The sequence below is a fragment of the Pseudomonas sp. URMO17WK12:I12 genome, assembly GCF_000514395.1.
In the GTDB taxonomy this organism is placed as follows: domain Bacteria; phylum Pseudomonadota; class Gammaproteobacteria; order Pseudomonadales; family Pseudomonadaceae; genus Aquipseudomonas; species Aquipseudomonas mucoides.
Genome location: NZ_AZVV01000014.1, coordinates 14,216 through 39,071 on the forward strand (window position 1 = coordinate 14,216; position 24,856 = coordinate 39,071).

Here is a 24,856-nt window from a genome sequence, read left to right on the forward strand (position 1 = left end):
GACTTAAAGACCGGCGGCCATGGCTTTGTCGATCAGCCAGTTCAGGTTCGGGCCACGATCGCTGTTCACTTCCACCGGGCGACCGGCGAGGCTGCTGTCCAGGGCTTCGTCAGGCTGGATCAGCACACGGATGTCGGACGACAGGTCGGCGCTTTTCAGGCTGGTGCTGCTGACGATCTTGCCGGTGCGGGTTTTGTCTTCGCCGGCGATCTGGAAGCTGACCGGAGTACCCGGACGCACGTCACGGAACTGGCGATAAGAGAAGCGCGCTTCGATGTTGGCTTCGGTGTTGCGCGGCACCAGTTGGAAGATCACGTCGCCCTTGCTGGCGTATTGACCGTTGGCAACCATTTGTTGGGCCACGGTGCAATCGCACGGCGAGGTCAGGGTGCCGGTCATTTGCTTGCCGAACAGTTCTTCAACCTTGGCCGGTTGCAGTTGGTCTTCGTCCAGATGCCCTTTGAGCACGTCGAGCATGCTGGTGCTGAACGTGGCGAGCGGGGCGCCTTTGGCGGCCACGCCGTCAGCCTTGATCAGGCTCTGCACGGTGCCGTCGCGCGGCATGGTGATGTTCATGCCCGGCACGCTGACCAGACCGGCCTGTGCGTGGCTGACGAAGTACATGCCGTACACCGATTTGAAAATGAAACCGAATGCCGCGACGCCGACGATGAAAATCCCCAGGCTGAAGGTCACTGCACGCAGACGACCGAACGCGGTCATGCCGTGGCCGCCGTCCTTGACCTTGCGCGCCTTGGTGAAGTTGTCGCGCTGCAGGGTCGCCAGCACTTCACCCATGCTGACGATGTCGCCGGCCAGGTGAGAGGTGATCAGGTGACGCAGGGTCGAAATGTCTTGCGGTTCGAGGTTCTGGAATTGGCAACCGGCACGGCCGGTCTGGCGGTCAAAGGAGCGAACCTGCAATTCCACGTCCATGGCCAGGCCGAGGTTGTCGATGACGAATTGCAGGCGAGCCTTGTACACGTCACCGATCTTCAGCGGCAGTTGACCGGCGTTGAACGCCAGGCCGCCAGCGGAAAGGTCGATCACACGGGCTTCAACCGGCGTCCGGTCCGGACCGAAGAAGCGCAGCTTGGCCGGGATTTTCACTCGGGCGTGTTGGCGCTGGGCTTCAGATTCATGCACTACGTTGGCGTTGACGGCGGTATTCATAGGGGCGATTTCCTTGTTAATTCAATAGGGGCGGGTCAGACCATCATCAGCAGCACGGCGACAAAAATGCTGCCGGCGGAGAAGGTCATGGTCCGAGACGACCAGGTGTTGAACCAACGTTGAAAGCTGGCGAGATCACGGGTCAGAGAAGTGGGCTGGCGAGTCCAGGACTGTTGATCGAGGCGGAAGAACACGTAGATCTTCACCAGCGCGCCGACGATCTGGTTGTAATAGAGAATCGCCGGGTAGGCCGGGCCGATCCGGTGACCGGAAAGGGACAGCAGCACGGTCAGGATCAGGCGGGTAATGCCGATCCACAGCAGGTACACCAGGATGAACGCGGTGCCATATTTGAAGCTGGCAATCAGCGCGACTGTCAGGCCCAGCAACGACGTCCACATCGACACGCGCTGATCGAACAGCACCACCGAGGTGAACAGGCCGAGGCGTTTCATCCCCAGGCCCAGGGCGCGGGAGTTCTGGCGCAGGTTGTTGCCGTACCAGCGGAACATCAGCTTGCGGCTGGCCTTGATGAAGCTCTTTTCCGGCGGATGCTCGACGGTGTTGATCGCGGCGTCCGGCACGTAGAAGGTGTCGTAACCCAGGCGCATCAGGCTGAACCAGCTCGACTTGTCATCACCGGTAAGGAACTTGAAACGACCCAGGCGCCAATGTTGCAGCGAGTCGCTTTCCACGTCGGCGATGAATTCCGGGTTGGTGACCACCGTGGCACGGAACACCGACATCCGGCCGGTCATGGTCAGTACGCGCTTGGACAAGGCCATCGAGCACATGTTGATGTGGCGCTGGGCGAAACGCAGCTTGTGCCATTCGCTCATGATGTAGCCGCCGCGCACTTCACAGAACTCGTTGGTGGTCAGGCCGCCGACGTTGCCGAACAGCTGGAACCATGGCACGGTCTTGCGCACGGTGCCTTCGCCGAGCACGGTGTCGCCATCGATCACGGCGACCACGGCGCGGTCGTCCGGCAAGTGGCGGGAGATGGCGCGGAAACCGTAGGCCAGGCCGTCGCGCTTGCCGGTGCCGGGAATGCGCACGAAGTCGAGCTTGACCCGGTCCGGCGGATTCATCCGCGACCAGAGGCTCTTCACCAGCTTCTCATCGGACATTTCCACGATGGAGCAGACCATGGTGGTCGGCAGGCCGCAGTCGATCGCTTCTCGAATCACCGAGGCGTAGACCTGCGCGGTGGTCAGCGCGTCGATACGGAAACTGGTGACCATCAAAAATACATGGGACGGGTCCGCCGCTTTGCCCAGTTTGCGCACTTTGCGCCGCAGGTGCGGGTAGACCACGTACAGGAACAGCATGCCGCGCAGAAAGTGCGTGGCACCCATCGAGTAACGCCAGATCCCGATGAAGCCGATCAGGAAAATGAAGTCCTTCGACTCGGAGTCGAACGTGGACGCAGGCAACGCCATGGCGATGCCCATCAATAAACTTAGGTAAAACAGCCAACCTGCGGCCTGAAGTAGGCCGTGCTTTAGCCTGTGCATAATCGGAATCCTAAAGTCAGTTGCAAGCCCCGCGCCCCTGTAGGAGCCCGGCTTGCCGGCGATGGCGATCTCAAGTCCGTCATCGTCGGCAAGGCGGGCTCCTACAGGTGTTTCATCCGCAATAAGCGCGGTGTCGGAGACGGGATTCCGTATTACCAGCAGATGCCTTCGGTGCGGCCGCTGACGCTGGTGGCTTTAGTCATGAAGCCCACCAGGTCGACCACTTGCTTGCCGTGCGGGGCGTTCTGCGCCAGGGCGCGGAATTTCTCGTCACGGTTGCCGAGGATGATCACGTCGGAGTTGTTGATCACGTCGTCGAAGTCGGAGTTGAGCAAGGACGAGACGTGAGGGATTTTCGACTCGATGTAATCCTTGTTCGCGCCGTGGACACGGGCGTATTCGACGTTGCTGTCGTAGATGCTCAGGTCGTAACCCTTGCCGATCAGCATTTCGGCCAGATCCACCAGCGGGCTTTCGCGCAGGTCGTCGGTGCCGGCCTTGAAGCTCAGGCCCAGCAGGGCGACTTTGCGTTTGTCGTGGCTGGACACGATGTCGAAGGCGTTCTGCACCTGGGATTCGTTGCTGCGCATCAGCGAGTTCAGCAGCGGTGCTTCCACGTCCAGGGAACCGGCGCGGTAGGTCAGGGCACGCACGTCTTTCGGCAGGCAAGAGCCGCCGAACGCGAAGCCTGGGCGCATGTAGTACTGGGACAGGTTCAGGGTTTTATCCTGGCAGACCACTTCCATCACTTCACGACCATCGACGCCGACTGCCTTGGCGATGTTGCCGATTTCGTTGGCGAAGGTGACCTTGGTGGCGTGCCACACGTTGCAGGTGTACTTGATCATCTCGGCAACGGCGATGTCCTTGCGGATGATCGGCGCGTCGAGTTCTTCGTACAGCGACTGCAGAACGTCGCCCGATGCTTTGTCGAACTCGCCAATGACGGTCATCGGAGGCAGGTCGTAGTCGGCGATCGCGGTGCTTTCACGCAGGAACTCTGGGTTCACTGCAACGCCGAAGTCGATGCCGGCTTTCTTGCCGGAGCAATCTTCGAGGATCGGGATCACAACGTTGGCCACAGTGCCTGGCAATACGGTGCTGCGAACCACGATGGTGTGGCGGGTGGTCTTGTCACGCAGGACAAAACCGATTTCGCGGCACACGGCTTCGATGTAGTTCAGTTCCAGGTCGCCGTTTTTCTTGCTGGGCGTACCGACGCAGATCATCGACAGGTCGGTGTCACGAATCGCCTCGGCGAAGTTAGTCGTGCCACGCAGTTTGCCGGTATCGATACCTTTGCGCAGAAGTTCGCCCAGGCCCGGTTCAACGATCGGCGATTTGCCGGCATTGATCATATCGATTTTGTCTTTGGCAACATCGACGCCAACGACGTCATGGCCCCGTGCAGACAGGCAACCGGCACAGACAGCGCCGACATAACCCAAACCAAATATGCTGATGCGCATCGCAATTACCTCACTGTTATCAAGACTGTATTCACAAGCCATTAGATGGCCGGAGTTAAAGGTGTTTAGCGGTCATAGTGCACTCGAAAGTGCGGCTTACAGGCGCCACAATGCCGTGTGCAGGCATACTAAGTTCCGAGTGTCTAAATAAGTGCACTCAAGATGTGCGCAACTAGGCCTTATTATTATGACGTGCCCTGTTATGCAGCCGGTCCTCTGGCCTGAGGACGCTTGTGCAAGGATTTTGCGCGCTCAATGCCAGGCAATAAGCCCGTAAATCAAGCGGTTGGGTGCTCGGGAGAGCACGTTTATAGGGGCGCTGCCTTGGCCTTGTAGGGGATATTAATGGTGCGTATCTCCTGTCCTTCGTGTGTTGCCCAAATAAGCGACTCATGTTCGGAAGTTAATGTGACAACTTCGCTATGTGAATGGCTTGTCTGCGTAAGTTATCTCGTACAAGCACGTTGATAATCGTTACCGGTGGTATGAGCTACGCATTTGGACATAGTTCCAGTCCGCTCATCGCGAATTCTGAAATTTCTTGAAATATTAAGAAAGATGGCACTACTTTCATATTGATGGCACTTGCTGTTTCACCCTTGATACATAGGGGGCTAACCGAGTTCGATAGTTTTATGCCACTACCGATAAAAATTTTCAGTGCCACTACTGAAAAAAAACACCGAAGTCGAGTGAAACAAAAGTTAGAAAATTATGTGGTGTTTTATTGGCGTCAATAAGTCGACGAAAGAAGGAGGGATTGTTCGACGAACGGGCGTCGGCGCACGACGAGGATTATGAGAGTCGTGCGCCGGGTTGGTGCTTTTATTCGGGGGCGTGATCGCGCAGGAAAACCAGGTTGTCCGGTTTGGACTGTTCAGCGCTGTAGCGGTAACCCTGAACGTCAAATTGCTTGAGGTCGGCAGGGTTGTTGATGCGCTCTTCGATGACGAAGCGGCTCATCATGCCGCGGGCTTTTTTCGCGTAGAAACTGATGATCTTGTACTGGCCGTTCTTCAGGTCCTTGAAGTCGGTATTGATGATGCGCGCGTTCAAGGCGTTGCGTTTGACCGCCGAGAAGTATTCGTTGGACGCCAGGTTCAGCAGCACGTCATCGCCTTGGTCGGCCAGCGCCTCGTTCAGCCATTCGCTGATGCGCGTGCCCCAGAAGGCATACAGGTCCTTGCCACGGGCATTCGCCAGTTTGGTGCCCATCTCCAGTCGATACGGTTGCATCAGGTCCAGCGGGCGCAGCAGGCCATACAGGCCGGACAGCATGCGCAGGTGCTGCTGGGCGTAATCGAAATCGGCTTCGCTGAAGGTTTGTGCGTTGAGGCCGGTGTACACATCGCCTTTAAAGGCCAGCAGCGCCTGCTTGGCGTTTTCCGGAGTGAACGCCGGTGTCCAGCTGCCGAAACGCGCGGCGTTGAGCCCGCCGATCTTGTCCGAGACGTGCATCAATTCGCTGATTTGCGCCGGCGTCAGGTCGCGCAGCTGCATGATCAGCTCTTGGGAATGATCGAGGTACTGCGGCTGGGTAAAGCGCTGGGTCGCCGGCGGTGTTTCGTAATCGAGGGTCTTGGCGGGGGAAATCACCATCAGCATGAAGTCGTCTCCTTTAATCGTGGGCGCGATTCTAGGGGGTAGAGGCGGATGACTCCAGCTATGGGTGTCATAGGTGATGGGTGGTGTCAGTGGGACAGATCGCAGCCTCGCGTTGCTCGACAACTGCTATGGGACCGATTGGGATCGGAATGTAGCAGCTGTCGAGCAACGCGAGGCTGCGTTCTTTTGATCGTCTCGATATATAGTGCGCCGCGGGTTTTGTTATGGAGACATCCCATTGCGTATCGTTTTTCTTTTCTCGGCCTGGCTATTGAGCTTTGGCGCCCTGGCGGCGCCCGGTGATCTGGCGACGCTGGACCGCAGCACCTGGCCTGAGAAACTCAGCAGCCCGACCCTGTTCGACGTGGCATCGCGGGCCGAAATCCTCATGTTTGCGCGAGTATTGCTGGCCAGCGAATCGCTGGATGAACCCGCACTGGCCCAACGCCTGGGGTTGCGCAAAATCAATCTGGAAGCGGTCAACCAACTGCGCCAGCGCCTGTGGCAGCGCTTGTTGACCAACTACAACTTCGCCCAGCAAAGCTGCGATCAGGATGCGTCTTTCTGTTTCCTGGTCGAAGACATGGAGACCTTGCGCGGGCAAGCAGCCAAGTTCCTGGTCAGCGACGACAGCTACTACATCAAGTGGGCCGAACCGAGCCGGTTGTTCCACGCGCAGTACCTGGACGAGCAACTGCGCAAGGCCGCCCTGTTTCCGCAGACCAGCAGCGAAGTCGATCGTTTTGGCGACTATGAGCACAATGGCGATGCCATGCATGACCGGCTGTTTTTGTTGACCTTCGACAGCGCCGCCAACATCGCGCCGGACAACACCGGGTGGGCTGCCGAGTACCTGCGCAAGATGAACATGAGCGGCACGTTCTTCGTTCTCGGCAAGGACATTCAGGCGCGCCTGGCTGCCGACTCGGTGGCCAGCCTGCAAGCGATGTATTCACAGCAATGCATCGGCGTGCAGGGCTGGGAGTTCCGCTCTCACAGCCATTGGCAGGACTGGCAGGACTCGGTGCGACGCAGCGTCGAACTGGTCAAGAGCAAGTTGCCGGAGAACTACGTGCCACTGTTTCGTCCACCTGATGGCCAACGTCGCTCCGATGCCGAAGGCTTCTTCAATGCCCAGGGCTTGCAGGTGGCGTTGTGGGATATCGATGCTCAGGACGGGGCGGGCAAGCTCAAGGGCAACCCGAGCGCGCAACGGGTGTTGACGCTGATGCTGCTGTGGCGCCACGGCGTAATCAATTTCAATGTGAAACAGGACGCGGTGAAAACGGCGATGCCCTGGCTCGTCACGCAAACGGCGCAAAGCGGGATCGGTTGGGAAGACTGTCAGGACGGTTTTCGCTGAAAAGCAGCGAATTGGCACAAGCGCCGTAAACATTGGGTTTGGGGCGTTTTTGGGAGGGATTTCGATGCAGGCCGACTTCCGACTTTAACGGGGTGATGGCAGTCCGCCAAGTGCTATTGGTCATTCTGAAAAATAAACTTCAAAAAAGCGTCAAAGTACTTTTTTCTGTCACACGTTTTGGAGTATTACGAAGACAGACCGCCGAAACCTGCAACACAGGTGGCGTCTTCCAAGACCCGTTTGTTTGCAGTCACTTGACTCTCCGCAGGTGAGATTCGGCAGTCACTTCGAGGCGCAGCACCGCCAAGGTATTGCGTCTACTGGCTCCCACAAAGGTGACCGAGTATGGATGATCACGGACGTAGCTCTTCTTCCAACCAGCCAATCCTTTATGTACTCGATACCAACGTATTGATTCACGATCCAAACGCGCTGCTCAACTTCGAAGAACACCACGTTGCCATCCCGATGACCGTCCTTGAAGAGCTCGACAAGCTCAAGAGCGGGCATCACAGCGTGGCTGCGGAATGCCGTCAGGCCATTCGCCTGATCGACAAGACGCTGGGCGATGCCAGTCCTGAAGACGTCGAGCTGGGTGTACCGATCCAGCGTGGCAAAAGTGGGCCCAAGGGTTTGCTGTCAATTCTGATGAGCAAACGCGCCGAACCGAACATCATTCTTCCCGAACACCTGAACGACAACATCATCATCAACCAGTTGATCGACCTGCACGCGCGCGCGCCCACGTTGCCCGTCGTACTGGTCACCAAAGACATCAACATGCGCCTCAAGGCCCGGGCGTGCGGGATTGCGGCCGAGGACTACAGCACCGACCAACTGGTTGATGACGTATCGCTGCTGCCCAACGGTTATCACAACATGACCGGCTCCTTCTGGGACCTCGTCAAGAATGTCGAAACCCGCCAGGATCACGGCCGCACCTGGCACCAGGTGAGAATGATCGACAACCTGCCGGCTGTGCACATCAACGAGTTCATCATCGACGAACAGGGCTTTGTCGGCTGGATCAAGGAAATTGACGAAGACAAGCTGCTGATTCTCGACCTGCACCAGGAACCGCTGCTGCATCAGGAGGCCTGGGGCCTGAAACCGCGTGACATCTATCAGAGCCTGGCGCTGTACGCCTTGCTGGACCCGGATATCCACCTGGTCAACCTGTCCGGTGCTGCCGGTTCGGGTAAAACCATCCTGGCCCTGGCTGCGGCGATCGAGCAGACCATGGTCAGCAAACGCTATCGCCGGATCATCGCGACCCGTAGCGTGCAGGGCCTGGACCAGGAGATCGGCTTCCTGCCCGGTACCGAAGCAGAAAAAATGGAGCCGTGGCTGGGCGCCATCACCGACAACCTCGAAGCCTTGCACATGGATGATGAAAACACCCATGGCAGCGTCGACTACATCCTCAGCAAAGTGCCGTTGCAGTTCAAATCCCTCAACTACATTCGAGGCCGCAGCTTCCAGCAGAGCCTGATTTTGATCGATGAATGCCAGAACCTGACACCGCACCAGATGAAAACCATCATCACCCGTGCCGGTGCCGGTTCCAAAGTGGTGTGCCTGGGCAACCTGGCGCAGATCGACACCCCTTACCTGTCCGCGACCAGCTCCGGGCTGACGTACCTGACCGAACGCTTCAAAGACTTCCCCAACGGTGTGCACATCACCCTGCAAGGGGTGCCTCGTTCGATTCTGGCCGAGTACGCTGAATCGCATTTGTAACTGCTCCACCCAAACCGGGCGGCCCCAAAGGTCGCCCGGTTTTTTATGGATGAATGCAAGCCTGTAGGCGCGTGGCTTGCCCGCGATGCAGACACCGCGGTGCATCAGACATAACGCGTTGATCCCATCGCGGGCAAGCCGCGCTCCCACAAGGTTCAATGTGATCTTGCAATCAAACGTGCGGAAAATTGACCCACAGGTTTACAATCGACGCTCCTGATCAGGAGTAACCCTGTGCTGACTCATCTCGATTCCCAAGGGCGCGCCAACATGGTCGACGTCACTGAAAAAGCCGTGACGTTCCGTGAAGCGACGGCCCAAGCGCTGGTGCGCATGTTGCCCGAAACGTTGCAGATGATCGTCAGCGGCGGTCACCCCAAGGGTGATGTGTTCGCCGTGGCGCGTATCGCCGGCATTCAGGCGGCGAAGAAAACCAGCGATCTGATTCCACTGTGCCATCCGCTGATGCTGACCGGCGTCAAAGTCGAGCTCAGTGCCGAAGGTGACGATACCGTGCGCATCGTCGCGCGTTGCAAGTTGTCCGGGCAGACGGGCGTCGAGATGGAAGCGCTGACTGCTGCCAGCGTGGCGGCACTGACCATCTACGACATGTGCAAGGCCGTGGATCGCGGCATGACCATCGAAAGCGTGCGCCTGCTGGAGAAGGTCGGCGGCAAGAGCGGTCATTTCCAGGCGGATCAGCCATGAACGTTACCGTGAAGTTTTTCGCGCGCTACCGTGAAACGCTCGGCGTGGATTCGGTCAAGGTTGAGGGGGATTTCGCCACGGTCGACGACGTGCGTGCGCTGCTGGCCCAGCGCGACGGTGCCGACGTATTGAACGAGCAGAACCTGATGTGCGCCCGCAATGAAGACCTTTGCCAGCTCGACGAGCCGGTGAGCGATGGCGATGAAGTGGCGTTCTTTCCAACCGTGACCGGGGGCTGATCCATGGCGATTCGCGTGCAGTCCACGGCGTTCGATCCGGGCGCTGAAGTCAACGCCATGCACGCTGCCAATGTCGGCGTGGGCGCGGTGGTGAGTTTTGTCGGCTACGTGCGCGACTTCAATGACGGACTCGATGTGGCCGGGATGTTTCTTGAGCACTACCCGGGCATGACCGAAAAAGCCCTCGGCAAGATTGCCCTCGAGGCCGAGCAGCGCTGGCCGCTGTTGAAGCTGGAAGTGCTGCACCGCATCGGCGCCCTGGAACCGGGCGAACCGATCGTCTTCGTCGGCGCCGCCAGCGCCCACCGCCAGGCCGCGTTCGATGCCTGCGCCTTTGTCATGGACTACCTGAAAACCCGTGCGCCGTTCTGGAAGAAGGAAAATACCCGCGATGGCCCGCGTTGGGTTGAGGGGCGTGACAGCGATCATGCGGCGGCGGATCGCTGGAAGAAGTAGTTCCTGCAGCGTACTCAAGCCCGTCTTCGCGAGCAGGCTCGCTCCCACAGTTGATCTTCATGAACACACTGTTTGTGTACGATCCAGATCCCCTGCAGGAGTGAGCCTGCTCGCGAAGGGGCTATCAGCTCCACCGCAAAACGCCCTGATTCACTGCCCGACCACCGGCCGCAGCGAACTGCGCACACCCGATTGACGCTTTGTACATTAAAGTCCAGTATGGAATTATAAGTACAAAAAAGGCGTCCCCTGTTTCTGCTCTTTCTTCTGTCTTGCCAAACCAACAACAACCCGCGAGAGAACGAACATGAAGAAATTCCCCCTCATCACCGGTCTGGCCCTGAGCCTGTTGGCGTGCACCAGCGTGTTTGCCACCGAGAAAGCCCTGCGCATCGGTATCGAAGCCGCTTACCCGCCGTTCGCCTCGAAAACCGACGAGGGCAAAATTGTCGGTTTCGACTACGACATCGGCAACGCGTTGTGCGCACAAATGAAGGTCCAGTGTGTGTGGGTCGAAGGCGAATTCGACGGTCTGATTCCTTCCCTGAAAGTGAAGAAAATCGACATGGCGCTGTCGTCCATGACCATCAATGAAGACCGCAAGAAGTCGGTGGACTTCACCCACAAGTATTACTTCACTTCGTCGCGCCTGGTGATGAAGGACGGCGCGGTGGTCGATGACCAATACGCCAGCCTCAAAGGCAAAACCGTTGGCGTGCAGCGCGCGACCACCACCGACCGTTATGCCACCGAGGTGTTCGAACCGAAGGGCATCAACGTCAAGCGCTACGGCAACAACGAAGAAATCTACATGGACCTGGCCGCCGGTCGCCTCGATGCGATTTTTGCCGACACCATCCCGCTGAATGACTTCCTGTCGATGCCGCGTGGCAAGGGTTACGCGTTTGTCGGGCCGGAGTTGAAGGACCCGAAATACGTGGGCGAGGGCGCGGGGATTGCGGTGCGCAAGGGCAACACTGAATTGGTCAGTGAATTGAACGCGGCGATTGATGGCATTCGGGCGAGTGGCGAGTATCAGAAGATTTCGGACAAGTACTTCAAGTCCGATATCTACGGCGACTGATAGTCCGTCATCGCGGGCAAGTCGAATCGTCGCACCGCCGGCTCCCACATGGGGTCTGTGTCAAACACAAATCCTCTGTGGGAGCCGGCGGTGCGACGATTCGAGGGCCCGACCAGCCAACACAATCTCAGCCCTTCAGTTCCTTCAAATGCTTGTAAACCGTCGCCCGGCCCATGTTCAGTACATTGGCCACATAGTTCGACGCGCTCTTGCCCTTGAAAGCGCCTTCGGCGTGCAGCGCCAGCACCAGTTCGCGTTTATGGTCGCGTGTCAGCAGGTTCAGGCTCAGCTGGCGCTCACGCAGCCAGGCATGCAGGAAAGTATTGATCCGCTCCTGCCAGTCATCACGAAACAGTGAATCCGGTTGCGGGATCAGCTTGCTCGGTGACAGGAACAGGTCGAGCGCCGCCTTGGCATTCTCGAACAGCGAGATGTTCAGGTTGACGCACAACACGGCCAGCGGATGACCTTCGCTATCGCGCAATACAGTGCTCAAGCTGCGAATCTTCTGGCCGTCCCAATTGAGCTTTTCGTACGGCCCAATGTTGGTTTCGCTGACATCGTCGCTGAGCATGTCCTCCAGCGCCGCGTCATCGCCGATTTCCCGTTTCGACAGGTTGTTGGCGATGTAGTCGATCTTCTGCGTGCGCAGGTCGTGCAGCACCACCTCGGCATGAGGAAAGAACAGCGTGGCGATGGCATCGGCGATCGCTCGGTAATTGTCCAGCGCCGGGTCTTTTTCAGGTGCGTTCATACAGTGGAGCTCCAGGCAGCGTCAGCGCCCGGTAAAAACGGGCGCTGGAAGTTTGCCGTAATCGTGGCGACACGTCACCTGAACAGGCGATCAGCCGAGGCGAGCCAGGGAAAGCATGTCGGCGTCCAGACCGAAACGCGTGAGCTGCTCGGGCAAGCGTTCACCGCGTACCAGCGCTGCGCTGGCCTGGCCCATGGCCGGCGAAGTCTGGATGCCATAGCCGCCCTGTGCCGCCACCCAGAATAAGCCCGGGACCTGCGGGTCGAAGCCGGACAGTAAATCGCCGTCGCTGACAAAACTGCGCAACCCGGCCCAGGTGCGGGTCGGGCGGCGAATGGTCAGGGTGGTGGCTTCTTCGATCTGGTAAATGCCCATGGCGATGTCCAGTTCCTCCGGCTGTACGTCATGCGGTTCCACCGGGTCGGCGTTGGCGGGCGAGCCGAGGAACATACCGGCGTCGGGCTTCATGTAGAAAGACTCGTCGAGGCTGACCAGCATCGGCCAATGGTGGATGTCCACGCCCTCGGGCCCGGCGAAGATGAAGGCGGCACGCCGTTTCGGTTGCAGGCCCAGCGGTTTGGCACCCGCCAGCTGACCGATTTTGTCAGCCCAGGCACCGGCGGCATTGATGATGACGGGGGCGCTGAAGGTCTGGCCATTGGTGGTGACTTGCCACACACCGTCAGCATCGCGGGTCAGGCTTAGCACTTCGGTGTCGGTAATGACTTCGCCTTTGTTGCGTCGGATGCCGCGCAAGTAACCCTGGTGCAGGGCATCGGTGTCGATGTCGCTGGCGGTCGGGTCGTAGATCGCGCCGTGGACTTTTTCCCGCCGCAGGATCGGCAGGCGCGCGCAAGCGTCATCGGCGCTGAGCAGTTGCATCTCGGGCACCGTGGCTTTGGCGCTGAGGTATTGATTATTGAGCTCGGCCGGGTCGCCGGTGAAGTCCACGGTCATCTCGCCGCGCGGTGTCAGCAGTGGGTGTTCGCAGAAGCCGGCAGGCGGCGCGTCGAAGAAGTCGCGGCTGGCCTGGGTCAGCGCGCGAACCTGGGGTGTGCCGTAGGCGGCGGTGTAGAGCGCGGCGGAGCGTCCGGTGGAGTGATAGGCCGGATGGGATTCGCGTTCGAGCACAATCACCCTGGCCTGCTGCGACAGCCAAAAACCGGTGGAAGCCCCGGCAATCCCGCCGCCGATGATGATGAAGTCTGCCTGGCTCATGAACGTCTCCTGTAGGGCGCAAATGCCATTGATAGATAGGAACCCTGTGGGAGCCGGGCTTGCCCGCGATTGCATCGCCGCGGTGTGCCTGACAGAGCGTGGCGCCTGCATCGCGGGCAAACCCGGCTCCCACAAGGGGGCGTGGTGTTAATGCTGTAGGTGATAGATGGCATTCGCCAGTGCGATGTCTTCCAGTCCCAGGCCGATGGAGCGGAAGAACACCGTCCGGTGGTAGTCGGGGCGTTGTACCTTGCCGCTCAGCAGGTCGGGCAGGTCGCCGACTATCGAGTGCTTGTCCCAGCCATGCCGCTCGCCAGCAATCAGCATCTCGCCCGCCGAACCCGGCGTGGTCAGACGATAGTCGCAGAACACCTGCATGTCATTGAGACTCTGCGGCGGTACTTCGTGGGCGCGCGGGGCGTTGGTGCTGATGGAGGTGATCAGCGCCGGTTTGCTCAAGATAGCCGGGTCGATCACCGGGCCGGCGGAAGAGGTGCACAGCATGATCACGTCGGCGTTCTGAATGGCCGCTTCGCGGCTGTCGACAATGGTCAGACGAGGATCGAGACGCTGGAGCTGCGCCAATACTTCGGGGTTTTGCTCGCTCAGGCTCGGCGAGTAGAGGCTGATGCTTTGCCAGTCGCGCAGGCCTTTGACGTAGTGCAAGTGCGCCTGGGCGACTTTGCCGCTGCCGATGATCGCCAGGCGCTGCGCCGTCAAAGGCGCCAGTGCATCAACAGCGACAGCGGTGGTTGCCGCCGTGCGTGCGGTGGTCAATTCACCGGCATCGCACAGTAGCAGCGGCTGGCCGGTCTGCATCGACATCAGCAGCGTCCAGGCAGTCACCAGCGGGCCTTGTTCGCGCACGATGTACGGTGAGGTTTTAACCCCGTAGACGCCATCTTGCGCCAGTACGCCGAGGTAGTTGATGAAGTCGCCCGCACCCTGAGGGAATTCCACCAGTTGCTGCGCCGGTTGCACCGCTTGCCCGGCCGCCAGATCGCGAAACAGCTTACGCAGGATTTGCGGCACGTCGACCTTCGCCAGCAGTTCGCGGGCCTGAGGCTGGGTGATCACATAAGGCGTACTGGACATGGTCGGCTCCGGAAGCTGCAAGTAAACTAATTTGTCTATTATGGACTTTTAGTTGCGTTGGGCAAGCGCTTGTAAAAAAGCGGGGCGAAAAAAAAGCGCAGTCCGTTTCCGGCTGCGCCTCTTTCTGACAATTCCCGGTTACGGGCGTTTGCGCTCAACCGCCCGCAGTAGATGCGTCGGCGGTGTTTCACAGCTGATCTTGCGGCCCAGCAGCGCCTCGATGGACGGTAGCTGGTAGGAGTCGTCTTCACCGGCAAAACTGATGGACACGCCATCGGCACCGGCGCGACCGGTACGACCGATACGGTGTACGTAGTCGTCCGGAACTTCCGGCAGGGTGAAGTTGATCACGTGGCTGATGCCGTCGATGTGAATGCCGCGACCGGCGACATCGGTGGCGACCAGCACGCGAATCTTGCCCTCGCGGAATCCTTCCAGCGTCTTGATGCGCTTGTGTTGCGGTACATCGCCGGACAGTTGCGCGGCGTTGACGCCATCGCGCACCAGGCGTTCTTCGATGCGGCGCACTTCATCCTTGCGGTTGGCGAACACCATTACCCGTTCCCAACCGTTGTCGTTGACCAGGTTGTAGAGCAGTTTGTATTTGTCGGCACCGGCAACGGCGTAGATGTGCTGCTCGACGTTTTCGCTGGCCACGTTCTGCGACTCGATCTCGACGATCGACGGGTCGGTGGTCCATTGCTTGGCGAGGTTCATCACGTCTTCGGTGAAGGTCGCGGAGAACAGTAGCGTCTGACGCTCGTTCTTCGGCGGTGTCTGGCGAATGATCTGACGCACTTGTGGGATGAAACCCATGTCGAGCATCCGGTCGGCTTCGTCCAGCACCATCACTTCGACCATGTCCAGGTGCACGTCGCCGCGCTGGTTGAAGTCGAGCAGGCGGCCCGGGGTGGCCACGAGGATGTCGCAGTGACGGGCTTCGAGGTGCTTGAGCTGCTTGTCGAAGTCCATGCCGCCGACAAAGGTCATGACGTTGAGGCCGGTGTACTTGGTCAGGTCGGCCGCGTCTTTGGCGATCTGCACCACCAGTTCGCGGGTTGGCGCGATGATCAGCGCCCGTGGTTCACCCATGTAGCGCTCTTTCGGCGGCGGGGTTTCCAGCAGTTGGGTGATGATCGAAATCAGGAACGCGGCCGTTTTGCCGGTGCCGGTCTGGGCGCGACCGATGGCGTCTTTGCCCGCCAAGGTAAAGCCAAGCACTTGCGCCTGGATCGGCGTGCAGTACGGGAAGCCCAGGTCCTGGATGGCGTGCATCAGTTCTGGGGCGAGTTTGAAATCGTGGAAGCGGGTTTTGCCTTCCTGGGGTTCGACGACGAAGTCTTCGAGTTTCCAAGGGATAACTGGCGCTTTTGGCTTCGGTTCACGACGTGGTTTTGCAGGTTTCGGGGCTTCGCTGAGCGGTTGTTCCGCTGCGATGACCTCGACAGGAGGGGCGGCCGGTGTGGTCACTGGCTCGTGTTTCGGTGCCGCTACGGCAGCGGTCCGGCCAGGCTGATGACCGTCGGTGCGGTGGCTGGGGATGTGAGACGGAGCGCTGGCGACTGGGGCGAGCTGCTCAACCTCGCTTTTACCGAACATCTTTTTGAGTGCTTTGAGCACGGTCATCTCATCAATTGGTTAAGGAATGTACGCCGGCCAGTGTAATGCAAGAAACGGGCGCGGCGTAGCGGGATGATCAAAGGAAGGCTTTTAACGCAAGCGCTCGGCGAGCCAGGTGCCAATATCGCTAATTTCTTCGGGTAACACTTCGTGGCCCATTGGGTATTCCTGCCATGTCACGGTGACACCACGCTGCTTTAAATGCTCATACGCAGAACGGCCCATGGCGTTTTGCACCACGTCATCGTACCGACCGTGCAAGCACAGCACCGGGATACGCTGTTGGCTGGCGGAAAGCTCGAGTGCATCGCTGAACGTCGGCGCGTAGGTGGAGAGGGCAAGTACGCCACCCAACGCCCCCTGCCATTTCAGGAAGGCCGTGTGTAATACCACGGCACCGCCCTGCGAAAAGCCTGCGAGAAAAATCCGCGAGGCGTCTATTCCAACGGCTCGCTGTACTTCAATCAATTTAATGACCCGTTGCGCTGACTCCTCCAGTTGCTCGCGGTTGATCGCGCGCGCCGGGCTCATGGCCAATATGTCGTACCAGCTCGGCATCTCGTAGCCACCATTAATGGTGACGGCGCAGGTCGGCGCCTGAGGCAGGACGAAGCGTGTGGTCAACAGGCTTTCCTGCAGGGCTTCGGCCACCGGCAGGAAGTCGTAGCGGTCGGCGCCCAGGCCGTGCAGCCAGATAACGCAAGCGTCTACGGGCTTTACGGGTTCAAGAATAAGGGGCTCGGTCATGGCTGCTCCATTGTTGTGCGTGCGCTCTTATTGGGTGCGAGATCCCAGTGCGCCTCAGGTTGATCAGTTAAGAAGATGTCGCAAGGCTACAAGTTTTGCTATTGACCTGTCGCGCAATCGGTTCAGCCAGCGGTCTGGTACGGGCTTTGCTATGGGAAAGCGGTGCAACCCATCTCGCCTCTTGCGGTAACACTATCAGTGTACTGCTGACGGCGAGATAGCAAAGAATCCGGTGATGGATGTTCGCCAGTGGCCGTTACGGGCTTCGCGAACGTGAAAGGGCTACAGCCCGTTCGGCCGATTGGTGAGAAGTGAGTTATCCATGATGTGGATTTTCTCCTACTAGACTCATAGCGCAGGTCCTACGTCGGTTGACCCCAAAAAAAGCCAACTCGGGTCGATTACGCCTCAAAAGGGTGCGGCAGGACTCAAGCTCCGACACAACAAGAGCAAAACTGGAGGTTTGAATGAAGATGTTGAAATCCACCCTGGCTATCGTGACTGCAACCGCAGTACTCGGTATCAGTGGGTTCGCTCAGGCGGGTGCAACCCTGGATGCAGTGCAGAAGAAAGGTTTCGTACAGTGCGGTGTCAGTGATGGTCTGCCGGGCTTCTCGGTTCCAGACTCCACCGGCAAGATCGTTGGTATCGATGCTGACTACTGCCGCGCCGTGGCGGCTGCAGTGTTCGGCGATGCAAACAAAGTCAAATTCAGCCAGTTGAATGCCAAGGAGCGTTTCACCGCTCTGCAATCCGGCGAAATCGACATGCTGTCGCGCAACTCCACCATGACCAGTTCCCGTGACGCGGGCATGGGCCTGAAGTTTCCTGGCTTCATCACTTACTACGACGGCGTGGGCTTCCTGGCCAACAGCAAGCTGGGCGTGAAAAGTGCCAAGGAACTGGACGGTGCAACCATCTGCATTCAAGCCGGTACCACCACCGAGCTGAACGTATCCGACTACTTCCGTGCCAACAACCTGAAGTACACCCCGATCACTTTCGACACCTCCGATGAAAGCGCCAAGTCGCTGGAATCCGGTCGTTGCGACGTGTTGACCTCCGACAAATCCCAGCTCTACGCACAGCGCAGCAAGCTGGCTTCGCCGAAAGACTACGTGGTTCTGCCGGAAACCATTTCCAAAGAACCTCTGGGTCCAGTCGTGCGTAACGGCGACGACGAGTGGCTGGCCATCGTTCGTTGGGTTGGCTACGCCATGCTCAACGCCGAAGAGGCAGGCGTGACTTCCAAAAACGTGGTTGAACAAGCCAAGTCGACTAAAAACCCAGACGTTGCTCGTCTGCTCGGCGCTGATGGCGAGTACGGCAAGGACCTGAAACTGCCGAAGGACTGGGTCGTCAAGATCGTCAGCCAGGTCGGCAACTACGGTGAAGTCTTCGAGAAAAACCTCGGCAAGAGCACTCCGCTGGAAATCGACCGTGGCATGAACGCCCTGTGGACCAACGGCGGCATTCAATACGCACCACCAGTGCGCTGATGGTTCTATCACCCGGTGGGCCAACCACCGGGTGATGTTCTGTTCCATTACATCCGGGGCACTTCATGCAAAATTCAATCGGCGCACCAAAGCAGAGGCTCAGCCTCAGCGATCCCAAAGTGCGTGCGTGGCTGTTTCAGATCATCACCATTGTGGCGGTGGTCTCGATGGGCTGGTATCTGTTCGATAACACGCAGACCAACCTTCAACACCGGGGTATTACTTCCGGTTTCAGTTTTCTGGAGCGCAGTGCCGGTTTCGGCATCGCTCAACACCTGATCGACTACACCGAATCGGACAGCTATGCCCGGGTGTTTGTCATCGGCCTGCTCAACACGCTGCTGGTGACGTTCATCGGCGTGATCCTGGCGACGATCCTCGGGTTCATCGTCGGCGTGTCACGACTGTCGAAGAACTGGATCATCAGCAAACTGGCGACTGTTTATGTGGAAGTCTTCCGCAACATTCCGCCGCTGCTGCAAATCCTGTTCTGGTACTTCGCGGTCTTCCTGACCATGCCGGGGCCACGCAACAGCCATAACTTCGGCGACACCTTCTTCGTCAGCACCCGTGGCCTGAACATGCCGGCCGCGTTGGCGGCGGACGGGTTCTGGCCGTTTGTGGCGAGCATTGTCGTGGCCATTGTCGCCATCGTGCTGATGAGCCGCTGGGCCACCAAACGCTTCGAAGAGACCGGCGTTCCGTTCCACAAATTCTGGGTTGGCCTGGCGCTGTTCCTGGTGATCCCGGCGCTGTGCGCGTTGATCTTCGGCGCGCCGCTGCACTGGGAAATGCCGGAGCTCAAGGGCTTCAACTTCGTGGGTGGCTGGGTACTGATCCCGGAACTGTTGGCATTGACCCTGGCCCTGACGGTGTACACCGCGGCGTTCATCGCCGAGATCGTGCGTTCGGGCATCAAGTCGGTCAGCCACGGCCAGACCGAAGCGGCGCACTCGCTCGGGCTGCGTAACGGTCCGACCCTGCGCAAGGTGATCATCCCGCAAGCCCTGCGCGTGATCATTCCACCGCTCACCAGCCAATACCTGAACCTGGCGAAGAACTCCTCGCTGGCGGCCGGTATTGGTTACCCGGAAATGGTGTCGTTGTTTGCCGGTACGGTGCTGAACCAGACCGGGCAGGCGATCGAGGTGATTGCGATCACCATGAGTGTGTACCTGGCGATCAGTATCAGCATTTCCCTGCTGATGAACTGGTACAACAAGCGCATTGCGCTGATCGAGCGGTAAGGAATAGCGCATGAGTACTCATACTTTCAAACCAGACATGCCTCCACCGAGCAGCAGCATCGGTGTGATTGCATGGATGCGCGCGAACATGTTCTCCAGCTGGCTCAATACCTTGCTGACCCTGTTCGCGTTTTATCTGATTTACCTGGTGGTGCCACCGATCCTGCATTGGGCGATCCTGGACGCCAACTGGGTCGGCACCACGCGCGCCGACTGCACGAAGGAGGGCGCCTGCTGGGTGTTCATCCAACAGCGGTTTGGCCAGTTCATGTACGGCTACTACCCGCCTGAACTGCGCTGGCGCGTCGACCTGACCGTGTGGCTGGCGGTCATCGGTATCGCACCGTTGTTCATGTCGCGCTTTCACCGCAAAGCGGTGTATGGCCTGAGCTTTCTGGTGCTGTACCCGATCATTGCCTACTTCCTGCTGCATGGCGGCATCTTTGGCCTGACTCAGGTGGCGACCAGTCAATGGGGCGGCTTGATGCTGACCCTGGTGATCGCCACCGTCGGTATCGCCGGCGCGTTGCCACTGGGTATCGTCCTGGCGCTGGGGCGTCGTTCGAACATGCCGGCGATTCGTGTGGTCTGCGTGACCTTCATCGAGTTCTGGCGCGGCGTGCCGTTGATTACGGTGCTGTTCATGTCGTCGGTGATGCTGCCGTTGTTCCTGCCCGAAGGCATGAGCTTCGACAAGCTGCTGCGGGCACTGATCGGCGTGATCCTGTTCCAGTCGGCCTACGTCGCCGAAGTGGTGCGCGGTGGTCTGCAAGCGATTCCAAAAGGTCAGTACGAAGCGGCTGCCGCGATGGGCCTCGGCTACTGGCGCAGCATGGGCCTGGTGATCCTGCCGCAAGCCCTGAAGCTGGTCATCCCAGGCATCGTCAACACCTTCATTGCGCTGTTCAAGGACACCAGCCTGGTGATCATCATCGGCCTGTTCGACCTGCTCAACAGCGTCAAACAAGCCGCCGCCGACCCGAAATGGCTGGGCATGGCCACTGAAGGTTATGTGTTCGCGGCCCTGGTGTTCTGGATTTTCTGTTTTGGTATGTCGCGCTATTCCATGCATCTGGAACGCAAGCTCGACACTGGCCACAAGCGTTAGGAGTTTTGTAATGAGCGAAGCAATCAAAAAGCCTGTGAGCCCTGAAGGCATTATTCAGATGCAGGGCGTGAACAAGTGGTACGGCCAGTTTCACGTATTGAAAGACATCAACCTGAACGTGAAACAGGGCGAGCGTATCGTGTTGTGCGGCCCGTCGGGTTCCGGCAAGTCCACCACTATCCGTTGCCTCAACCGACTGGAAGAACATCAGCAGGGCCGCATCGTCGTCGATGGCGTGGAGCTGACCAACGACCTCAAGCAGATCGAAACGGTGCGCCGTGAAGTCGGCATGGTGTTCCAGCACTTCAATCTGTTTCCGCACTTGACCATCCTGCAGAACTGCACCCTGGCGCCAATGTGGGTGCGCAAAATGCCCAAGCGTCAGGCCGAGGAAATCGCCATGCATTACCTGGAACGCGTACGCATTCCGGAGCAGGCGCATAAATTCCCGGGGCAACTGTCCGGTGGCCAGCAACAGCGTGTAGCGATTGCCCGCGCGCTGTGCATGAAACCGAAAATCATGCTGTTCGACGAACCGACTTCGGCACTCGACCCCGAGATGGTGAAAGAGGTGCTGGACACCATGATCGGCTTGGCTGAAGACGGCATGACCATGCTTTGCGTCACCCACGAAATGGGCTTCGCCCGCACCGTGGCCAACCGTGTGATCTTCATGGACAAGGGCGAAATCGTCGAACAGGCTGCGCCGAACGACTTCTTCGATAACCCGCAGAATGATCGGACCAAGATGTTCCTGAGCCAGATTCTGCATTGATGTCGGCTGACAGGTAAAACAAACCCGGCCCTGTGCCGGGTTTTTTGTGTGTGCTGTTCAGGTCACAGTGAGCGTTTCATGTTCTTTGTGAACGATGTCCTTGAATCCCCTCAAGTCTGCGCCTTCGCCAAAACTTCGCGCATCGGTGAGCAAATGGGGATAGCGATCAAGCAAGCGCATCAGCACCATCAATGCTTTAGGTGGAAGCAGTTCGCCGCGCTCGTAACGAGAAAACGCGTTATGTCCGCCTCCGGACAAAAGCAGAACGGCTTCTTTTTGCGACAGGTGCAGTTTGCGGCGGATGCGCTTCATCTCGCTGCCGATCATTTGTCTGCCGGCGAGGACTAACTCGTCGCCGGCATCCGAATAGCGCTCCGAGCAGCCGGGGTCGAGTATGACTTCCCCGCATGCCTGGCACTCCCATCCAGACAAATCATCAATCCGGCGCTCCATTCCTTTCACGCTCATGGTTTCACCGCGACCTTCGAAGTGGCTGCATTTCCTCGAGGGTTAAACCCAGGTCCCGGCCGTTTTTCCGCGCGGTTGCGGTAAATGCATTTTTCCCAAGCCGCCTGACATCGTCCTTGATCACCGTTAGGTTGTAGTGGGGTGTGTTCTTTTCCATAAGAAGCTGTGAACCCTATCCCTGAAATTACCCTTAAAGGGTAATTTTGACTCATCGATAATCCCGCTCCATTTCCTTCTCTCTGACCGTAGGCGGTTGCCGTCCTACAGGTAGCTGACTAACATGTCAGAAAATTCATCCTATGATTGGATGAAAGGGCGAATTCCATGTCAGACATTTCTCCATTGACCAAGCGATCTTTGGTCGACCAAGCGCTGGACCAGCTGCGCCTTCGTATCACGCAAGGTGTCTGGGTCGTCGGCCAACGTCTCCCCACCGAGCCGGAACTGGCTACCGAGCTGGGCATCAGCCGCAATACCGTGCGTGAAGCCATGCGCGTGTTGGCGTTTTCCGGCTTGATCGAAATCCGTCAGGGCGACGGCAGCTACCTGCGGGCCGTCATCGATCCGCTGGACACCATGAAAGCCTTGTCCCGCTGCACCCATGAGCAGGCCCGTGAGACGCGGCACATCCTTGAAGTCGAAGCCATTGGCCTCGCGGCACTGCGCCGGACAGACGAAGACCTGGTGGCGTTGCGCGAAGCGCTCGGCGTCAGCGGCAGCCACTACCACGGCGATCTCGACAGCTACATCGCCTGCGATCTGGTGTTCCACCGCCGTCTGGTCGATGCCGCGCACAACCCGACACTGAGTGAGTTGTATCGCTATTTCTCGAGCGTCATCGGCGCGCAATTGCGCCAGACCTTGAACATCACCCCGCGACGCCAGGAAGTGTTCGACCTGCACATCGAACTGCTGGATGCCGTCGAGCAACGTGACCCGGAACGGGCCAAAGCCCTGTCGAGGCAGTTGATCAATGAACCTTGAAACCGAGAACTCCATGTCCAGCAGCGATAGTAATTTCACGCAACCCAAGCGCACGGCGGAGCTCGAAGAGTTGCTGATCGACGCTGAAGCGGATGATGAGCAAGTCCAGCAACGTCACCCGATCCTGCGCCGGCCATGGCTGTTGTTACTGGGCTTGATCCTGGTGGCGTTGAACCTGCGTCCGGCGCTGTCGAGCATGGCGCCGATGCTTGGCGAGGTCTCGAAGACCCTCGGATTGTCGGCGGCCCAGGCCGGTTTGTTGACGACATTGCCGGTGCTCTGCCTCGGCCTGTTCGCCCCTCTGGCACCGGTGCTGGCGCGCCGTTTTGGCGCCGAGCGTGTGGTGTTGGGGATTCTGCTGACGCTGGCGGGCGGGATCATTTTGCGCAGTTCATTTGGCGAGATTGGCTTGTTTGCCGGTAGCGTGCTGGCCGGTGCGAGCATCGGTGTGATCGGTGTGTTGTTGCCAGGCATCGTCAAACGCGACTTCCCGAAACAGGCCGGCACCATGACCGGTGTCTACACTATGGCGTTGTGCCTGGGCGCCGCAATGGCCGCCGGCGCCACGGTGCCGTTGAGTGAGCATTTCGACCAGAGCTGGGCCATGGGCCTGGGCTTCTGGGTGCTGCCGGCGGTGGTCGCGGCGATTTTCTGGCTGCCGCAAGTGGGTGGGCACAAACAGGGCGCACACAACGTCGCCTACCGTGTTCGCGGACTGCTGCGCGATCCGCTGGCCTGGCAAGTGACGTTGTACATGGGCCTGCAATCGTCCCTGGCGTACATCGTATTCGGCTGGTTGCCGTCGATCCTGATCGGTCGCGGGCTGACACCGGTCGAGGCCGGTCTGGTGCTGTCAGGATCAGTGATCGTCCAGTTGGCCAGTTCTCTCGCGGCGCCTTGGCTGGCGACACGCGGCAAGGATCAGCGACTGGCCATTGTGGTGGTGATGCTGATGACCCTCGGAGGTCTGTTCGGCTGTCTCTACGCACCGATCGAAGGTCTGTGGGGCTGGGCGATTCTGCTCGGTCTGGGGCAGGGCGCTACCTTCAGCCTGGCGTTAACCCTGATCGTACTGCGCTCGCGGGACTCGCATGTCGCGGCCAACCTGTCGAGCATGGCCCAAGGGTTCGGCTACACCCTGGCCTCGATGGGGCCGTTCGCGGTCGGCATCGTGCATGACTGGACCGGCGGCTGGACGGCGCTGGGCTGGATTTTCGGTGTCATTGGCCTCGGTGCAATCGTTGCCGGCCTCGGCGCCGGACGTTCGCTGTACGTTCAGGTCGTCAGCGAAAAGGTCTGAACTACAGGTAAACAATGTCCAGGGTCGCCGAGCCGTCGAGTTGCACTTCGGCACTCAGGTCCAGTTCGGAGGTGGGCGCGATGACCGTTTCGACCGTCACCCGGCTGGTCAGGTTGCGGATGGCTATCGGGCCGGCGCTGCTGCCTGCGCTGTCGGTAAAGCCGAGATAGCTTCGGGAACCCATCGGGATGGGCTGGCTGTTCGACGGGCTCCAGGCTTTGCCCCCCGTGGTCGAGTCGGTTCGATAGACCTGCGTCAGGTCGTCCACCACCGTGCTGGCAGGATCGAAGTTCAGCGAATACAAGCCGATTTTATTGTGGCTGTGGTCGTGGTTCAGGCCGTAGTAAATCTCGCTGTTGACGATGGCCGAGCCGTCGCGGTTGTCGCGCATCAGCAGAGCAAAACGCGTGAGCGCATTGCACTGAATGTTGAGGTCGAGTGTCTGGTCGCGCAGTCGAGTGCGCTTGTCGACGTTCAGGTCTTGCCGGGAGATTTTTCCGTAATCGACGAGGCCGCTGTTGGACAGCATCAGGGTGCAGGCAAGTGGGGTGATGAGGCCTGTGACCCTCAGGTCTGTCGATGAGGTGGCCAAGGTGAGCGGCGACATCAGGACGAAGATCGCCATCGTCAGCGCGTGTGGAGTCTTTTTCATGGGACAGGTTTCGCTGTGTGTGGTGAGCGGAATCA

Annotated in this window: 23 protein-coding genes; 12 read left to right on the top strand and 11 right to left on the bottom strand. The window is 59.0% G+C overall.

The window, feature by feature from the left end; genetic code table 11:
- Positions 1-3 precede the first annotated feature (3 nt).
- The 4 genes from D882_RS0119830 to yaaA form a co-directional block, all read right to left on the bottom strand.
- Positions 4-1,173, bottom strand: a complete 1,170-nt coding sequence (locus D882_RS0119830) for an alginate biosynthesis protein Alg44 (RefSeq protein ID WP_027924844.1) — start codon at positions 1,171-1,173, stop codon at positions 4-6.
- 35 nt (positions 1,174-1,208) lie between these two features.
- A complete protein-coding gene (gene alg8 / locus D882_RS0119835) occupies positions 1,209-2,690 on the bottom strand; it encodes a mannuronan synthase (RefSeq protein WP_032833612.1) in 1,482 nt (493 codons plus the stop codon).
- 152 nt (positions 2,691-2,842) lie between these two features.
- Complete coding sequence (locus D882_RS0119840; protein WP_027924846.1) at positions 2,843-4,159, bottom strand: nucleotide sugar dehydrogenase; 1,317 nt, start codon at positions 4,157-4,159, stop codon at positions 2,843-2,845.
- Positions 4,160-4,984: 825 nt separating this feature from the next.
- Positions 4,985-5,764, bottom strand: coding sequence for a peroxide stress protein YaaA (gene yaaA, locus D882_RS0119845; RefSeq protein ID WP_027924847.1), 780 nt, complete (start codon positions 5,762-5,764; stop codon positions 4,985-4,987).
- Between the two features lie 238 nt (positions 5,765-6,002).
- Here yaaA and D882_RS0119850 point away from each other — a divergent pair, with 238 nt between their 5' ends.
- The 6 genes from D882_RS0119850 (at position 6,003) to D882_RS0119875 (ending at position 11,354) form a co-directional block, all read left to right on the top strand.
- Positions 6,003-7,127, top strand: a complete 1,125-nt coding sequence (locus tag D882_RS0119850) for a polysaccharide deacetylase family protein (protein WP_027924848.1) — start codon at positions 6,003-6,005, stop codon at positions 7,125-7,127.
- Between the two features lie 345 nt (positions 7,128-7,472).
- Entirely contained in the window at positions 7,473-8,867 is a 1,395-nt protein-coding gene (locus D882_RS0119855) for a PhoH family protein (protein WP_027924849.1), read from the top strand.
- Between the two features lie 234 nt (positions 8,868-9,101).
- The gene (moaC, locus tag D882_RS0119860) at positions 9,102-9,575 is read left to right on the top strand and encodes a cyclic pyranopterin monophosphate synthase MoaC (protein ID WP_027924850.1); all 474 of its coding nucleotides are present in this window, start codon (positions 9,102-9,104) and stop codon (positions 9,573-9,575) included.
- The gene (gene moaD / locus D882_RS0119865; RefSeq protein WP_027924851.1) at positions 9,572-9,814 is read left to right on the top strand and encodes a molybdopterin converting factor subunit 1; all 243 of its coding nucleotides are present in this window, start codon (positions 9,572-9,574) and stop codon (positions 9,812-9,814) included. The genes moaC and moaD overlap by 4 nt, the downstream gene beginning before the upstream one ends.
- Before the next feature lie 3 nt (positions 9,815-9,817).
- Positions 9,818-10,270 carry a molybdopterin synthase catalytic subunit MoaE gene (moaE, locus tag D882_RS0119870; protein ID WP_027924852.1) on the top strand — a complete coding sequence of 151 codons (453 nt, stop codon included), beginning with the start codon at positions 9,818-9,820 and terminating at the stop codon, positions 10,268-10,270.
- A gap of 307 nt (positions 10,271-10,577) precedes the next feature.
- Entirely contained in the window at positions 10,578-11,354 is a 777-nt protein-coding gene (locus tag D882_RS0119875; RefSeq protein ID WP_027924853.1) for an ABC transporter substrate-binding protein, read from the top strand.
- Positions 11,355-11,481: 127 nt separating this feature from the next.
- On the opposite strand, the gene D882_RS0119880 is transcribed toward D882_RS0119875, so the two are convergent.
- The 5 genes from D882_RS0119880 to D882_RS0119900 form a co-directional block, all read right to left on the bottom strand.
- Positions 11,482-12,108, bottom strand: coding sequence for a transcriptional regulator (locus D882_RS0119880; protein WP_027924854.1), 627 nt, complete (start codon positions 12,106-12,108; stop codon positions 11,482-11,484).
- 90 nt (positions 12,109-12,198) lie between these two features.
- Complete coding sequence (locus D882_RS0119885; RefSeq protein WP_027924855.1) at positions 12,199-13,326, bottom strand: FAD-binding oxidoreductase; 1,128 nt, start codon at positions 13,324-13,326, stop codon at positions 12,199-12,201.
- Positions 13,327-13,473: 147 nt separating this feature from the next.
- Positions 13,474-14,421, bottom strand: coding sequence for an ornithine cyclodeaminase family protein (locus tag D882_RS0119890; protein ID WP_027924856.1), 948 nt, complete (start codon positions 14,419-14,421; stop codon positions 13,474-13,476).
- Between the two features lie 138 nt (positions 14,422-14,559).
- Positions 14,560-16,047, bottom strand: coding sequence for an ATP-dependent RNA helicase RhlB (gene rhlB / locus D882_RS0119895; protein ID WP_027924857.1), 1,488 nt, complete (start codon positions 16,045-16,047; stop codon positions 14,560-14,562).
- 84 nt (positions 16,048-16,131) lie between these two features.
- The gene (locus D882_RS0119900; RefSeq protein WP_027924858.1) at positions 16,132-16,788 is read right to left on the bottom strand and encodes an alpha/beta hydrolase; all 657 of its coding nucleotides are present in this window, start codon (positions 16,786-16,788) and stop codon (positions 16,132-16,134) included.
- A gap of 467 nt (positions 16,789-17,255) precedes the next feature.
- Here D882_RS0119900 and D882_RS0119905 point away from each other — a divergent pair, with 467 nt between their 5' ends.
- The 4 genes from D882_RS0119905 to D882_RS0119920 all read left to right on the top strand — a co-directional run bounded on the left by D882_RS0119905 (position 17,256) and on the right by D882_RS0119920 (position 21,417).
- Complete coding sequence (locus D882_RS0119905) at positions 17,256-18,287, top strand: amino acid ABC transporter substrate-binding protein (RefSeq protein ID WP_027924859.1); 1,032 nt, start codon at positions 17,256-17,258, stop codon at positions 18,285-18,287.
- A gap of 65 nt (positions 18,288-18,352) precedes the next feature.
- On the top strand, positions 18,353-19,534 hold the full coding sequence (locus D882_RS0119910) for an amino acid ABC transporter permease (protein ID WP_027924860.1): 1,182 nt from the start codon (positions 18,353-18,355) through the stop codon (positions 19,532-19,534).
- Between the two features lie 10 nt (positions 19,535-19,544).
- Positions 19,545-20,642, top strand: coding sequence for an amino acid ABC transporter permease (locus D882_RS0119915; protein ID WP_027924861.1), 1,098 nt, complete (start codon positions 19,545-19,547; stop codon positions 20,640-20,642).
- Positions 20,643-20,652: 10 nt separating this feature from the next.
- Entirely contained in the window at positions 20,653-21,417 is a 765-nt protein-coding gene (locus D882_RS0119920) for an amino acid ABC transporter ATP-binding protein (RefSeq protein WP_010463090.1), read from the top strand.
- Positions 21,418-21,474: 57 nt separating this feature from the next.
- Here D882_RS0119920 and D882_RS01000000131285 read toward each other — a convergent pair whose 3' ends face one another.
- Entirely contained in the window at positions 21,475-21,885 is a 411-nt protein-coding gene (locus D882_RS01000000131285) for a type II toxin-antitoxin system MqsA family antitoxin (RefSeq protein ID WP_081743984.1), read from the bottom strand.
- A gap of 324 nt (positions 21,886-22,209) precedes the next feature.
- On the opposite strand from D882_RS01000000131285, the gene D882_RS0119930 reads away from it, so the two are divergent.
- Positions 22,210-22,869, top strand: coding sequence for a FadR/GntR family transcriptional regulator (locus D882_RS0119930; RefSeq protein WP_027924862.1), 660 nt, complete (start codon positions 22,210-22,212; stop codon positions 22,867-22,869).
- The gene (locus D882_RS0119935) at positions 22,859-24,169 is read left to right on the top strand and encodes a CynX/NimT family MFS transporter (protein WP_027924863.1); all 1,311 of its coding nucleotides are present in this window, start codon (positions 22,859-22,861) and stop codon (positions 24,167-24,169) included. Before D882_RS0119930 ends, D882_RS0119935 begins: the two co-directional genes overlap by 11 nt.
- 1 nt (position 24,170) lies before the next feature.
- Here the strand turns inward: D882_RS0119935 and D882_RS0119940 are convergent, their stop codons facing one another.
- A complete protein-coding gene (locus D882_RS0119940) occupies positions 24,171-24,821 on the bottom strand; it encodes a DUF1120 domain-containing protein (RefSeq protein WP_027924864.1) in 651 nt (216 codons plus the stop codon).
- Between the last annotated feature and the right edge of the window lie 35 nt (positions 24,822-24,856).